A 13,791-nucleotide genomic window follows, 5' to 3' on the forward strand; every position below is an offset into this window, starting at 1 on the left:
GTCAAGCACCCTTTTGGAGATTGCCGTCATGAAGATCGGAGAACTGGCCAAGCTGACCGATTGCGCCGTCGAAACCATTCGTTACTACGAGCGCGAAAACCTGCTGCCAGAGCCCGCCCGCAGCGACGGCAACTACCGCGTCTACACCCAGGCCCACGCCGAACGCCTGACCTTCATCCGCAACTGCCGCACCCTCGACATGACCCTCGAAGAAATCCGCAGCCTGTTGGCCATGCGTGACAGCCCGCAGGATCAGTGTGAAAGCGTCAACACGCTGATCGATGAACACATCCAGCATGTGAAGGCACGAATTGACGGGTTATTGGCGTTGCAGACACAACTGCTCGACCTGCGCCAACGCTGTGGCGAAAGGCCGGGGGCCGATCAATGCGGGATTTTGCAGCGGCTGGAAGTGAGTGGCGGGGTGGTGGCGACGGAGGTGGAGCATTCGCATGTGGGCCGTAGTCACGGCCATTAAGAACACCCGATAACCAAAGTGGGAGCGGGCTTGCTCGCGAAAGCGGTGTGTCAGCCAACACATAATTGACTGACACACCCTCTTCGCGAGCAAGCCCGCTCCCACAGGGTATTGCGTGAAACCTCAGACCGCCATCGGCGCGGTCATCGGCGCGTGGTGCTCGTAGCCTTCCAGCGAGAAGTCGCTCGGCTCCACCAGTTCCAGCCACTCCGGCTGATACACACCGGTCTTGGCAAATTCCGGCACGCGGTCGGAGATTTTCAGTTTCGGCATGGCGAACGGTTCGCGCTTGAGCTGTTCGTTGAGCATGTCCAGGTGGTTTTCGTAGACATGGGCGTCACCGATGAAATAGGTGAACCAGCGCGGCGTGTAACCGGTCAGGCGACCGATCAGGCTCAGCAGCGCGGCGCCTTCGGTGAGGTTGAACGGCGTGCCCAGGCCCAAGTCGTTGGAGCGGATGTATAGGGTCAGGGAAATTTCCCTGGTCTCGACATTCGGGTGGAACTGGTACAGCAGATGGCACGGCGGCAGGGCCATTTCATCGAGTTGGGCGCAGTTCCAGCCGTGGAACAGGATGCGGCGGCTGCCCGGATCATTGATGATCGTGTCGACGCACTGGCGCACCTGGTCGATGGCTTTGTACAGCACCACGTAGGCCTGGCCGTCTTCTTCGCCTTGAGCGATCTGCTTGTAGCCATTGCTCAAGGTTTGTTCGATGGCCGCGGTGTTGCTCAACGGAATCTGCTTGTACGCCGGCCATTTGCGCCATTGCACGCCATAGATTTCGCCGAGGTCGTCGTCGCCCTGACGGAATGGGTTGGCCAGCCACTGGGCGTTTTCGTTGGCGTTCTGGTCCCAGACCTTGCAGCCCAGCGCGCGGAATTCAGCGGCGTTGTTCACACCACGCAGAAAACCGCACATCTCGCCGATGGCCGATTTGAAGGCCATCTTGCGGGTGGTGATCGCCGGAAAACCTTCCTGCAGATCGAAACGCAGCATCGCCCCCGGGAAACTGATGGTGTTGATGCCGGTGCGGTTGGCCTGTTTGGTGCCGTTCTGGATGACGTGCGAGACCAGTTCGAGATATTGCTTCATGAGTTACCTGTGTCCTTGAACCCGGGGGCCGTCGCCCCCGGCCTTCGAATTTATACGGCCGCCGCGGGCGCTGCCGGGGCGCGATGATAAGCCAGCCAGATCAGGTACAGACCGGCAAGCACCATCGGCACGCAAAGCACCTGACCCATGGTCAGCCAGCCCCAGGCCAGATAGCCCAGTTGCGCGTCCGGTACACGGACGAATTCGACGATGAAACGGAAGATGCCGTAGAACAGCGTGAACATCCCCGATACCGCCATGGTCGGCCGCGGTTTACGCGAGAACAACCACAGGATCAGGAACAGCGCGACGCCTTCAAGGGCGAACTGATACAGCTGCGACGGGTGACGCGGCAACTGCGCCGGGTCGCTGAACGGCGGGAAGATCATCGCCCACGGCACGTCGGTCGGCTTGCCCCACAACTCGGCGTTGATAAAGTTGCCGATACGCCCGGCGCCCAGGCCGATCGGCACCATCGGTGCGACGAAGTCCATCAACTGGAAGAACGACTTGTTGTTCTTTTTGCCGAACCACAACGCGGCCAGCATCACGCCGATAAAGCCGCCGTGGAACGACATGCCGCCCTTCCACACTTCGAAAATCAGCAACGGGTTGGCCAGGTAGGCGCTCAGATCGTAGAACAGCACGTAACCCAACCGCCCGCCGACAATGACCCCCATCGATAACCAGAAAATCAAGTCGGAGAGTTTCTCCTTGCTCCAGGTCGGGTCGAAGCGGTTCAACCGCCGGGACGCCAGCAGCCAGGCGCCGCCGATGCCGATCAGGTACATCAGACCGTACCAGTGGATTTTCAGCGGACCGATGGCCAGGGCCACCGGGTCGATCTGCGGGTAAGGCAGCATTGCGACTCCTCGTTAGAAGTTGAAACCAGAATTCCCGGGCGACGCTGTCACCTCAGGATTAAGCCAGGATTGCGACCTGCTCAAAGCAGAAAACTCAAGCCAACGCAAAACAGCAAAGCGGCGAACAGCCGTTTGAGCAAGCGTGGCGATAATCTATGTGCCAATCGTGCGCCGAGACGGGCGAACACCATGCTGGTCAGGGCGATGCCCAACAGCGCCGGCAAATAGACAAAGCCGAGACTATGGGCCGGCAGCAGCGGATCGTGCCAGCCCAGAATCATGAAACTTAATGCACTGACCAGGGCGATCGGCAGACCGCAGGCCGACGAGGTCGCTACCGCTTGCTGCATCGGCACGCTGCGCCAGGTCAGGAACGGCACGGTCAGCGATCCGCCGCCGACGCCAAAAATCGCCGAGGCCCAGCCAATCACGCTGCCAGCCACGGACAGACCGAGTTTGCCCGGCACCGTTCGGCTGGCCTTGGGTTTGACGTCCAGCGCCAACTGCACGGAAATCACCAAGGCAAATACGCCGATGATTTTTTGCAAATGCGGCCCGGAAATCGCTTCGGCCGTCAGCGCACCGAAACCGGCGCCGACCAGAATACCCACGGTCATCCACGCAAAAACCGGCCAGCGTACCGCACCACGTCGATGGTGCTCACGCACGGCATTGACCGAGGTGAAGATGATCGTCGCCAACGACGTGCCGACCGCCAGGTGGGTCAGAATCGATGGGTCGAAGCCCTGCAACGTGAAACTGTAAACCAGCACCGGGACAATAATGATCCCGCCGCCCACCCCGAACAGCCCGGCCAGCACGCCTGCACAGGCGCCCAGCGCCAGATAGAGCAGAAATTCCATGACCGTCTCCCAGACGCTTTCCCCAAACCGGAGCGGCATGGTAACGGATGCATACCCTTAGGCGGAACTGGCGATGGATGCACGGACGCCGGATGCGTAGAGTGGACAAAAAACACACAAGGACCACCTTATGTGCCTGATCGTTTTTGCCTGGCGCCCGGGCCATGCCCAGCCGCTGATCGTTGCGGCCAACCGTGACGAGTTTTACGCCCGCCCCAGTCTGCCGCTGGGGCAATGGCCTGAGGCACCGCATGTGCACGCCGGACGCGATCTCGAAGCCGGTGGCACCTGGCTGGGGATCGGCGCCAACGGGCGCTTTGCGGCGCTGACCAATATCCGCGACCCGCATCAGCCGCCGGCGCGTAAATCGCGGGGGGAGCTGGTGGCGGGGTTTCTCGCGGGCGATGAGGCGATTGATGACTATCTGGCCGGCGTTGTCGGTCGCTCACCAGAGTACGCCGGGTTCAACCTGCTGCTGGGCAACAGCCATGAGCTATGGCACTACAACGCACGGATGTCGGAGCCGGTGATGCTGCAGTCCGGGGTCTACGGATTATCCAATGCCGGACTGGACACGCCGTGGCCGAAGCTGCTCAAGGCCAGGGCGGCGTTGAGTGCAGTGCTGGAGGATCCGCAGCCTGCACGGTTGCTGGCGTTACTTGGCGATGCGCAAACGGCGCCGTTTGCCGAGTTGCCGGACACCGGCGTGGGGCTGGCGACGGAATCACTGCTGTCGAGTGTGTTTATTGCCAGCCAGAGTTACGGGACGCGGGCAAGTACGGCGCTGGTGGTGCAGGCGGATGGGACGCGCAGGATGGTGGAGCGCAGCTTCGGGCCGTATGGCGGGCATCTGGGGGAAGTCGAGATTGTGGTTTAGCGGTATCTGGACTGACACCTTCGCGAGCAAGCCCGCACCCACATTGGATCTGTGATCGACACAAATCCCCTGTGGGAGCGGGCTTGTTCGCGAGGGGGCGATCAGCCTTTTAAAGGGCTTTGTTGACCGCCGGCGGATTGATCTTCGACAACCCAAGGTTCTTCAGCGCCAGTTGCAGCGAACTGTGGATAACTTGCGGGTTATCGATGGTCATCAATTCGCCCAGCAATTGCCTGGCCTTGTCCAGATTGACCTGACGCAGCATCCACTTCACCTTCGGCAAGTTGGTGGCGTTCATCGACAGACTGTCGAAGCCCATCGCCATCAACAGCACCGCCGCCGCCGGATCACCGGCCATCTCGCCGCAAATGCTCACCGGTTTGCCCTCGGCATGGGCGTCGCGCACCACGGTTTGCAACGCTTGCAGCACGGCCGGGTGCAGGTAGTCGTAGAGATCCGCCACCCGTGGGTTGTTACGGTCCACCGCCAGCAGGTATTGGGTCAAGTCGTTGGAGCCGACCGAGAGGAAGTCGACCATCCGCGCCAGTTCCCTGGTCTGGTAGACCGCTGCCGGAATCTCGATCATCACCCCGATTGGCGGCATTGGCACGTCGGTGCCTTCGTCGCGCACCTCGCCCCACGCCCGGTGGATCAGGTGCAGGGCTTCTTCGAGTTCATGGGTGCCGGAAATCATCGGCAGCAGAATCCGCAGGTTGTTCAGGCCCTCGCTGGCCTTGAGCATGGCGCGGGTCTGCACCAGGAAGATTTCCGGGTGGTCGAGGGTGACGCGAATGCCGCGCCAGCCGAGGAACGGGTTGTCTTCCTTGATCGGGAAGTACGACAGCGACTTGTCACCGCCGATGTCCAGGCTGCGCATGGTCACCGGTTGCGGATGGAACGCGGCGAGCTGTTCGCGGTAGATCGCCAGTTGTTCCTTCTCGCTCGGGAAGCGCTGGTTGATCATGAACGGCACTTCGGTGCGATACAGACCGACACCTTCGGCGCCACGCTTCTGCGCCCGCGCCACATCCGCCAGCAGGCCGGTGTTGACCCACAGCGGCATGCGGTGCCCATCGAGGGTCACGCAGGGCAGATCACGCAGGGCATCGAGGCCCAGCGCCAGTTGTTTCTCTTCTTCGACGACTTCGGCGAACTGCTTGCGCAGCACTTCGCTGGGGTTGGTGTAAACCTCGCCACGAACGCCATCGACGATCATTTCAATGCCGTCGACCTTGGCGTACGGCAGATCGACCAGGCCCATCACCGTTGGAATACCCATGGCCCGGGCCAGGATCGCAACGTGGGAGTTCCCCGAACCGAGTACCGAAACCAGACCAACCAGCGTGCCTTCCGGCACCTCGCCGAGCATGGCCGGCGTCAGTTCTTCGCTGACCAGAATGGTTTTTTCCGGGTAGACGAGGTTCTGTTGCCGCTCTTCCTGCAAGTAGGCCAGCAAGCGGCGGCCGAGGTCTTTGACGTCCGACGCACGCTCACGCAGGTAGGCATCGTCCATCAGTTCGAAACGGTTGACGTGTTCGGTGACCACCTGACGCAACGCACCCTGCGCCCACTGGCCGGTCTTGATCACAGTGGTGATTTCGCTGCCGAGCGAGGCATCGTCGAGCATCATCAGATAAACGTCGAACAGCGCGCGCTCTTCGGGACGCAGTTGTGTCGCCAGTTTCGCCGACAAGGCACGCATGTCGGCGCGCACGCCTTCAATGGCGGTCTTGAACAGTGCCAGTTCGGCGTTGATATCGGTGATGGTCTTGTCCGGCACCACGTCCAGATCCGCCGGCGGCAACATGACCACCGCCGTACCGACCGCCGCACCCGGCGAGCCCGGCACGCCAACGAACTTGGCTTCCTGAATGCCTTTGCCCTGACGGCCCAGACCCCGGATCGAACCGGTGGCCTCGGCGTGGGCGATAACGCCGGCGAGCTGCGCGCTCATGGTCACGAGGAAGGCTTCTTCACCTTCGTCGAACTGGCGGCGTTCTTTTTGCTGGATGACCAACACGCCGACAACGCGGCGGTGGTGAATGATCGGTGCGCCAAGGAAGGAGGCATAGCGCTCCTCACCAGTCTCGGCGAAGTAGCGGTAGCGCGGGTGATCCGCGGCGTTTTCGAGGTTCAGGGGTTCTTCACGCGTGCCGACCAGACCCACCAGACCTTCGTTGGGTGCCATGCTGACTTTGCCGATCGAGCGCTTGTTCAAGCCCTCGGTGGCCATCAGGACGAAGCGGTTGGCCTCGGGATCAAGCAGGTAGACCGAGCAGACCTGGCTGCCCATGGCCTCTTTGACGCGCAACACAATAATCCCCAACGCCGCCTTGAGATCCTTGGCGGAGTTAACTTCCTGGACGATCTTGCGCAGCGTATTGAGCATGGCTCGGGGTCGAACTCCGTCGTCAGTCGCGCGCTAAAAGGCGCGGGGCAAGCTCTTTGAGGGCGCGGCGATACACCTCGCGCTTGAATGTCACCACCTGGCCCAACGGATACCAATAGCTGACCCAGCGCCAGCCATCGAACTCCGGTTTACCGGTCAAATCCATCCGCACCCGCTGCTCGTTGGAGATCAGGCGCAGGAGAAACCACTTCTGTTTCTGGCCGATGCACAGCGGTTGGCTGTGGGTACGCACCAGACGTTGCGGCAAACGATAGCGCAACCAGCCCCGTGTGCAGGCGAGTATTTCAACATCTTCACGTTCCAGGCCAACTTCTTCGTTCAGCTCGCGGTACAAGGCGTCTTCCGGCGTCTCTTCAGGGTTGATTCCCCCTTGTGGAAACTGCCAGGCATCTTGATTGATACGGCGAGCCCATAGCACCTGGCCGGCGTCATTCGTCAGAATGATCCCGACATTGGGGCGGAAACCATCGGGGTCGATCACGGCAACAACCTCGCAAACGCATGTCGCCGCATTGTTCCACAAAGCTTGATAAGGCGGCAACGAAGGTTCCTACCTTATGTGCACTCTTGTGAAAAGACCGTATTCTTGTCGCCTTTTTACTGACTTTTCAGCGGGTAACTGCAATGCGCCTGGCTCTATTCGATTTGGACAACACCCTTCTGGGCGGCGACAGCGACCACGCTTGGGGCGACTATCTGTGTGAACGCGGCTTCCTCGACCCGGTCGCGTACAAAGCGCGCAACGACGAGTTCTATCAGGATTACCTGGCCGGCAAGCTGGATAACGCCGCGTATCTGAATTTCTGCCTGGAGATTCTCGGCCGCACCGAAATGGCCGTGCTCGATCAATGGCACAACGACTACATGCGTGACTGCATCGAGCCCATCGTGTTGCCCAAGGCGCTCGACCTGTTGAAAAAACACCGCGATGCCGGCGACAAACTGGTGATCATCACCGCGACCAACCGTTTCGTGACCGCGCCGATTGCCGTTCGTTTGGGCGTTGAAACCCTGATCGCCACCGAGTGCGAAATGGTCGATGGCCGTTACACCGGGCGCAGCACCGATATCCCGTGCTTCCGTGAAGGCAAGGTGACGCGCCTGAATCGCTGGCTGGAAGAAACCGGGCATTCGCTGCAAGACAGCTACTTCTACAGCGACTCGATGAATGACTTGCCGCTACTGGAGCAAGTGGCGAACCCGGTGGCCGTGGATCCGGATCCGAACCTGCGCGCTGAAGCCGAAAAGCGTGGCTGGCCGGTCATCACACTGCGCGACTGAAATCGCTTTCGCGAGCAAGCCCACTCCACACTGGAATGCGTTCCCCTGTGGCAGCGGGCTTGCACGCGAAGGGGCAACCCGGTCTCAAGCCTTAAACAGGCTTGGCCCCCATCAACGCCGCAATGGCGAGAAATCCGACACCACTGACAATCGCCAGCGCCAGACTGAATTTCCAGTTACCGCCCCCGCTCGTCCACCGTCGATTCAGCCGAACAAGCAACCAAACGGCACTGAATGTGGCCACGGCATAGATCACGCTGGAGCCCAGAATCCAGAACTGCCCCAATGGCCAGCCAATCAGATGCACCAGCCACCAGCCGGTGAAGGGCATGCTCAACATGCCGATCAGCATCAGACACCAGACAAACAACCACGGACGCTGCATCGTGCTGGCCGGCCCTTGACTGCGATTACGCCAGGTCAGCGCGGCGAGCCCCAGGCCGCTGGTGAGTATCACCACGGTTGCAGCGACGTGAAGGACTTTCAGGGTGGTCAGGGTTTCCATGGGTTTCTTTTCCTTGGGCCATGCCCATCAGCGTAGCCGTTCAGCCAAGAAACAGCTTATAGGCCGGGTTGTCGCTTTCGTCCCAGTACGGATAACCGATTTGCGCCAGCGCCTGCGGCACCAGATGCCGCTCATCGTGGGGCACTTGCAGCCCGGCGACCACCCGGCCATCCGCCGCGCCGTGGTTGCGGTAGTGGAACATCGAGATGTTCCAGCGCCCGCCAAGTTTGTTGAGGAAGTTGAACAGCGCGCCCGGACGCTCCGGGAATTCGAAGCGCAGCACCACTTCATCAACCACCTGCGCCGCACGCCCGCCGACCATGTGGCGGATGTGCAACTTGGCCAATTCGTTGTCGGTCAGGTCAATGACCGGGAAGCCCTGCTCGGCCAGGCTCGCCAGCAGTGCGCTGCGCGGGTCGTTTTCCGGGTGGGTCTGCACGCCGACGAAGATGTGCGCTTCGCTGCCGGTGTTGTAGCGGTAGTTGAATTCGGTGATCTGACGCTTGCCGATGGCCTCGCAGAACGCCTTGAAGCTGCCGGCCTTTTCGGGAATGGTCACGGCGATGATCGCTTCGCGGCCTTCGCCCAGTTCGGCGCGCTCGGCAACGTGACGCAAGCGGTCGAAGTTGACGTTGGCACCGGAGTCGATGGCGACAAAGGTCTGGCCGCTGACGCCGCGCAACTCGACGTACTTCTTGATCCCGGCCACGCCCAAGGCGCCGGCAGGCTCGGTGATCGAGCGGGTATCGTCGTAGATATCCTTGATTGCCGCACAGATCTCGTCGGTGCTGACGGTAATCACTTCATCGACATGATCTTTGCAGATGTCGAAGGTGTGCTGGCCGATCTGCGCCACCGCGACGCCGTCAGCAAAGATGCCCACGGTCGGCAACACCACGCGTTCGCCGGCAGCCATGGCGGCTTGCAGGCAGTTGGAGTCGTCGGGCTCGACGCCGATGACTTTGATGTCCGGACGCAGGTATTTCACGTACGCCGCAATACCGGCGATCAGGCCGCCGCCGCCGACCGGGACGAAAATCGCATCCAGTGGCTGCGGGTGCTGACGCAGAATCTCCATCGCCACGGTGCCCTGCCCGGCAATGGTGTGCGGATCGTCGTACGGGTGGATGTAGACGTAGCCTTTTTCATCGACCAGTTTCAGCGAATAGGCCAGCGCTTCCGGGAACGAATCGCCGTGCAGCACCACTTTGCCGCCACGCGAACGCACGCCTTCGACCTTGATCTCCGGGGTGGTCTTGGGCATGACGATGGTGGCTTTGACGCCCAGCACTTTCGCCGCCAGGGCCAGACCCTGCGCGTGGTTGCCCGCTGAAGCGGTGACCACACCACGGGCGCGTTCTTCGTCGCTCAGTTGGGTCAACTTGTTGTAGGCGCCCCGAATCTTGAACGAGAACACCGGCTGCAAGTCTTCGCGCTTGAGCCAGATGTCATTGCCCAGCCGCTCGGAGAGCTGGCGAGCGTTCTGCAGCGGGGTTTCTACGGCAACGTCATAAACGCGCGAGGTGAGGATCTTTTTGACGTACTGTTCGAGCATCGGAAAGCATCACTGAGCGGTTGGGCAGGGCCAAGGAGTCTAACCCGGCTTTTGCCCGGGCGACCACACGATTGCAGAGGTTTTAGACCCGCTTGGGGCTATAATGCCGGCCTTTCCGTACTCACCTCGCCCGCTTCCGGAGCCCGCATGACCCAGGATCAACTCAAACAGGCAGTGGCTCAGGCCGCTGTCGACTTCATCCTCCCGAAACTCGACGACAAAAGCATCGTCGGTGTCGGCACCGGCTCCACCGCCAACTGCTTCATCGACGCACTGGCCCAGCACAAGGGCGCATTCGATGGCGCGGTCGCCAGCTCCGAAGCCACCGCCGCGCGCCTCAAGGGCCACGGGATTCCCGTCTATGAACTGAACACCGTCAGCGACCTGGAGTTCTACGTCGACGGCGCTGATGAAAGCGATGAGCACCTGAACCTGATCAAGGGCGGCGGCGCGGCCCTGACCCGCGAGAAGATCGTTGCCGCCGTGGCCAAGACCTTCATCTGCATCGCCGACGCCAGCAAACTGGTGCCGGTGCTGGGCGAATTCCCGCTGCCGGTGGAAGTCATCCCGATGGCTCGCAGCCACGTCGCTCGCGAACTGGTGAAACTGGGCGGCGACCCGGTGTACCGCGAAGGTGTACTGACCGACAACGGCAACATCATCCTCGACGTGTTCAATATGCAGATCACCAATCCGGTGGAGCTGGAAACGCAGATCAACGCCATCGTCGGCGTGGTCACCAACGGTTTGTTCGCCGCGCGTCCGGCGGATCTGCTGCTGCTGGGTACGAGTGAAGGTGTGAAAACGCTGAAGGCTGAGTAAGCCAGACTGCCCACATTTTTGTAGGCAGATGCATGCCCCCACCTGTGGGAGCAGGCTTGCTCGCGACAGCGGTGGATCAGTCGACATCTGCGTTGTCTGGTCCACCGCTTTCGCGAGCAAGCCCCATATTGGTTTTTTGCGGTGTCAGTCAGTTCTGGGCGGGCTTTTTGAAGACGTAAAACAGGTTCGGCTCACTCACCAGGTACAGCGTCCCGTCGTCATCCATCGCAATGCCTTCTGCCTGCGGCACGGTTTTCTGCAAGCCTTGTCGGCCCTTGCTCAGCGACAGGGTGCTCAACGGGCGCCCACCCACATCCAGCTCCAGAATCAGCCCCGACTCATCCGACAGTGCCAGTAAATGCCCGCTGCGCTCGTCGTATTGCAGGCTCGACAGATCACGCACGAACATGCCGGCATCCCGTTTGGGATTGTTGATCACATGCACCGCGTAGGACTTTTCCGGGTTGAAGTGCGGGAAACCGTGCACTTCGTAGATCAGCATCGGGTCGCGCTCTTTCGCGACAAACAAGCGCTTGCCCACCGAGTCATAAGCCAGCCCCTCAAAACCCTTGTTGCTGCTCGCGTGCACACCCAGGGTCATTTGCTCGGCGTCCGCCGCATCGAGGAACGTGGTGACATCTTCCAGGTGAATCTTGATCAACCGCTGCTGGCGCTCGTCGGTGATCACATAAGTATCGGCACTGATGAACTCAACCGCCTCCGGATCACCAAAGCCGATCAGTGCGATGCGGCGCAGGATTTTGCCCTCCAGCGACAGTTCGACCAGCTCGGCATGTTTGTTGGTGACTGTGAACAGACTGTTGCGCACCGGATCGTAGGTCAGCGCCGACACGTCATCGTCCAGCCCCTCGATTACCCGCGCCTCGATCTCCACCCGATATTGATCCAGACCAATGGCCTCGCTGCTTAGCGGTTGCCACAGGGTGTGCAGATTGAACCAGGCGCGCTCGAACAGGCGCAGGTATTGGCCAATCGCGATCAACGCGATCAGAGCAATCACCGAAAGGATGACAAGGAGAGGCTTGGGACGGGCAAATCGACGCATGCAGGAGGGCTCGGAATCAAAACAGGCGGATGAAATATCACGCCTGTCTGAAATGAAGCTTAATGGCCACTTGCCTTGGACGACAAGAGCCTCCCCAGCAAGGGCATTACTTCTGCTTTTCGAAGCGATAGAACAGGTTCGGCTCGCTGACCATATACAGCGTGCCTGCCTCGTCCAGGGCCACGCCTTCGGCGCGGGGAATGGTGTTCTTCAAACCGTTGAAGCCGCCAAGCAGGGTCATGAAACTGACTTGCTCGCCCTTCTCGTCCAGCTCCAGCAACAGGTGCGAGTCAGCCGACAACGCCAATGTGTGACCGGTGCGCGGGTCAATCGCCAACGCCGAGAGATTGCGAATGTCGAGCTCATCACTGTCCAGCTTCTGCTTGTCGCCTTTGAGCGTCTGGCTGCCATCGCTTTTCCAGGTGAACAGCACCGGTGGACGCTCCTCGCCCAGCAGGAACTGCTGGTTGCGCGCATCCCAGGTAATCGCTTCGAAAGCTTTGTTCTGGTCTTTCGAGGGGCCAAGGTCGTACTTGGGGAAATTGGCGATGTTCAGCTCACGCGTATCGGCGTCGACCTTGACGATCGACAGCATGTGCAGACGCTCATCGACAATGGCCATCAGGCCGTTTTCCATGATCGTGACGCCTTCCGGGTTGGCCCAGCCCACCAGCGGCATCTTGCGCAGCACATCGCCTTGCAGGGTCAGTTCGACCAGAAACGGGTTCTTGCCCATCACCGAGAACAGGGTTTTGGTCTGCGGGTTGTAGGCCAGATCCGACGCCTCATCCTTCTCCATGCCCGGCAGCGGCTTGGCATCGATGACCACCCGGTAATCCGGCAGCCAGACACTTCCCTTTTGCTCGGCCGGGCTTTCGAAACGCTCCAGTACCCACAGCGCACCGCGATCATCCCAATGCATCAGATACGCCAGCCCATACGCTGCGACGATCACCAGCAATAGCCAGGAATACCAGCGCAGGGCGAAACGTGAGCGGCGAGGGGTTTTGAGCTGAGTTTGAGATGCCATCGAGGGATGCGTTCCGAAAATTCAGGCTATGGGTAATAGCACAAAGAGGCCGGCTCAGACGCCAGAATGACGGAAATTATCCAGACGGGATGTGAAAAAAACGGCAAATGGCGAGATTGTCGTGGTTTGTCCCCGATATTCGGGTCACCACAAACCAATGCGAGAGCGGGCTTGCTCGCGAAGGCGTCGGATCAGTCGACATCTTCGTTGACTGACAAAATGCTTTCGCGAGCAAGCCCGCTCCCACAGGTTTTTGCAGTGTGGCGGTTAGCGCACGCTGCTGGTAAAGCGGCTGGCGCCGACCAGTTCCAGCACGATGTCGTCGCCGACGTTCAGCGGGCCAACGCCCACCGGCGTGCCGGTCAGGATCACGTCACCGGCCTGCAGCGAGAAGCAGCCGGCCATGTGCTGGATCATCGGCACGATCGGGTTGAGCATCGCGCTGCTGTTGCCGTCCTGACGGACTTCGCCGTTGATGGTCAGGCGGATGCCGATATCGGTCAGATCAGCAAAGGTGCTGCCCACCACGAACGGGGCAAGCACCGCCGCGCCGTCGAACGACTTGGCGATTTCCCACGGCAGGCCCTTGGATTTGAGCTCGGCCTGCTTGTCGCGCAGGGTCAGATCCAGCGCCGGAGCGAAACCGGAGATCGCATCGAGCACTTCTTCACGGCTTGGCTTGGTCGACAGCGGCTTGCCGATCAACACGGCAATTTCCGCTTCGTAATGCACCGAACCGCGCTCGGTCGGAATGCTGAAACCGCCTTCCAGCGACACCACGCAACTGCCCGGCTTGATGAACAGCAACGGCTCGGTAGGCACCGGGTTGTCCAATTCCTTGGCGTGTTCGGCGTAATTACGCCCAATGCACACCACTTTTCCCAGCGGGAAGTGAATACGCGTGCCGTCGACATACTGGTGCTGATAGCTCATTTACCGACTCCTG

At 60.6% G+C, this 13,791-nt stretch carries 14 protein-coding genes; 4 read left to right on the forward strand and 10 right to left on the reverse strand.

Annotated elements, in window-relative coordinates; translation table 11 throughout:
- The first annotated feature begins 28 nt into the window (after positions 1–28).
- Positions 29–478: a Cd(II)/Pb(II)-responsive transcriptional regulator gene (gene cadR, locus AACY02_RS01090; protein ID WP_339430384.1), complete on the forward strand. Its 450-nt coding sequence runs from the start codon at positions 29–31 to the stop codon at positions 476–478.
- Between the two features lie 123 nt (positions 479–601).
- Here cadR and AACY02_RS01095 read toward each other — a convergent pair whose 3' ends face one another.
- The 3 genes from AACY02_RS01095 to AACY02_RS01105 form a co-directional block, all read right to left on the reverse strand.
- Entirely contained in the window at positions 602–1,573 is a 972-nt protein-coding gene (locus tag AACY02_RS01095) for a thymidylate synthase (RefSeq protein WP_221734084.1), read from the reverse strand.
- Between the two features lie 50 nt (positions 1,574–1,623).
- On the reverse strand, positions 1,624–2,436 hold the full coding sequence (gene lgt / locus AACY02_RS01100; protein ID WP_339430385.1) for a prolipoprotein diacylglyceryl transferase: 813 nt from the start codon (positions 2,434–2,436) through the stop codon (positions 1,624–1,626).
- Positions 2,437–2,516: 80 nt separating this feature from the next.
- On the reverse strand, positions 2,517–3,299 hold the full coding sequence (locus tag AACY02_RS01105; protein WP_339430386.1) for a sulfite exporter TauE/SafE family protein: 783 nt from the start codon (positions 3,297–3,299) through the stop codon (positions 2,517–2,519).
- Between the two features lie 130 nt (positions 3,300–3,429).
- On the opposite strand from AACY02_RS01105, the gene AACY02_RS01110 reads away from it, so the two are divergent.
- Positions 3,430–4,176 (forward strand): NRDE family protein, encoded by a 747-nt coding sequence (locus AACY02_RS01110; protein ID WP_339430387.1) that lies wholly within the window; start codon positions 3,430–3,432, stop codon positions 4,174–4,176.
- Between the two features lie 109 nt (positions 4,177–4,285).
- On the opposite strand, the gene ptsP is transcribed toward AACY02_RS01110, so the two are convergent.
- Together ptsP and AACY02_RS01120 are read right to left on the reverse strand one after the other, a co-directional pair.
- Complete coding sequence (gene ptsP, locus AACY02_RS01115) at positions 4,286–6,565, reverse strand: phosphoenolpyruvate--protein phosphotransferase (RefSeq protein WP_339430388.1); 2,280 nt, start codon at positions 6,563–6,565, stop codon at positions 4,286–4,288.
- A 22-nt stretch (positions 6,566–6,587) separates the two neighbouring features.
- Positions 6,588–7,067, reverse strand: coding sequence for an RNA pyrophosphohydrolase (locus AACY02_RS01120; protein ID WP_003229203.1), 480 nt, complete (start codon positions 7,065–7,067; stop codon positions 6,588–6,590).
- A 143-nt stretch (positions 7,068–7,210) separates the two neighbouring features.
- Here AACY02_RS01120 and AACY02_RS01125 point away from each other — a divergent pair, with 143 nt between their 5' ends.
- A complete protein-coding gene (locus AACY02_RS01125; protein ID WP_339430389.1) occupies positions 7,211–7,867 on the forward strand; it encodes an HAD family hydrolase in 657 nt (218 codons plus the stop codon).
- 91 nt (positions 7,868–7,958) lie between these two features.
- On the opposite strand, the gene AACY02_RS01130 is transcribed toward AACY02_RS01125, so the two are convergent.
- Positions 7,959–8,372 (reverse strand): DUF2269 family protein, encoded by a 414-nt coding sequence (locus tag AACY02_RS01130; protein ID WP_339430390.1) that lies wholly within the window; start codon positions 8,370–8,372, stop codon positions 7,959–7,961.
- 40 nt (positions 8,373–8,412) lie between these two features.
- Positions 8,413–9,927 carry a threonine ammonia-lyase, biosynthetic gene (gene ilvA / locus AACY02_RS01135; protein WP_339430391.1) on the reverse strand — a complete coding sequence of 505 codons (1,515 nt, stop codon included), beginning with the start codon at positions 9,925–9,927 and terminating at the stop codon, positions 8,413–8,415.
- Between the two features lie 147 nt (positions 9,928–10,074).
- Here ilvA and rpiA point away from each other — a divergent pair, with 147 nt between their 5' ends.
- Entirely contained in the window at positions 10,075–10,749 is a 675-nt protein-coding gene (gene rpiA, locus AACY02_RS01140; protein ID WP_339430392.1) for a ribose-5-phosphate isomerase RpiA, read from the forward strand.
- Positions 10,750–10,897: 148 nt separating this feature from the next.
- Here the strand turns inward: rpiA and AACY02_RS01145 are convergent, their stop codons facing one another.
- The 3 genes from AACY02_RS01145 to AACY02_RS01155 form a co-directional block, all read right to left on the reverse strand.
- Positions 10,898–11,815 carry an SdiA-regulated domain-containing protein gene (locus AACY02_RS01145; RefSeq protein ID WP_339430393.1) on the reverse strand — a complete coding sequence of 306 codons (918 nt, stop codon included), beginning with the start codon at positions 11,813–11,815 and terminating at the stop codon, positions 10,898–10,900.
- 106 nt (positions 11,816–11,921) lie between these two features.
- Positions 11,922–12,845 carry an SdiA-regulated domain-containing protein gene (locus AACY02_RS01150; RefSeq protein ID WP_339430394.1) on the reverse strand — a complete coding sequence of 308 codons (924 nt, stop codon included), beginning with the start codon at positions 12,843–12,845 and terminating at the stop codon, positions 11,922–11,924.
- Positions 12,846–13,112: 267 nt separating this feature from the next.
- The gene (locus AACY02_RS01155; protein ID WP_221734095.1) at positions 13,113–13,778 is read right to left on the reverse strand and encodes a fumarylacetoacetate hydrolase family protein; all 666 of its coding nucleotides are present in this window, start codon (positions 13,776–13,778) and stop codon (positions 13,113–13,115) included.
- Positions 13,779–13,791 lie beyond the last annotated feature (13 nt).

Origin of the sequence: Pseudomonas sp. EA_65y_Pfl2_P78 (genome assembly GCF_963970495.1) — a bacterium.
Classification (GTDB): domain Bacteria; phylum Pseudomonadota; class Gammaproteobacteria; order Pseudomonadales; family Pseudomonadaceae; genus Aquipseudomonas; species Aquipseudomonas baetica_A.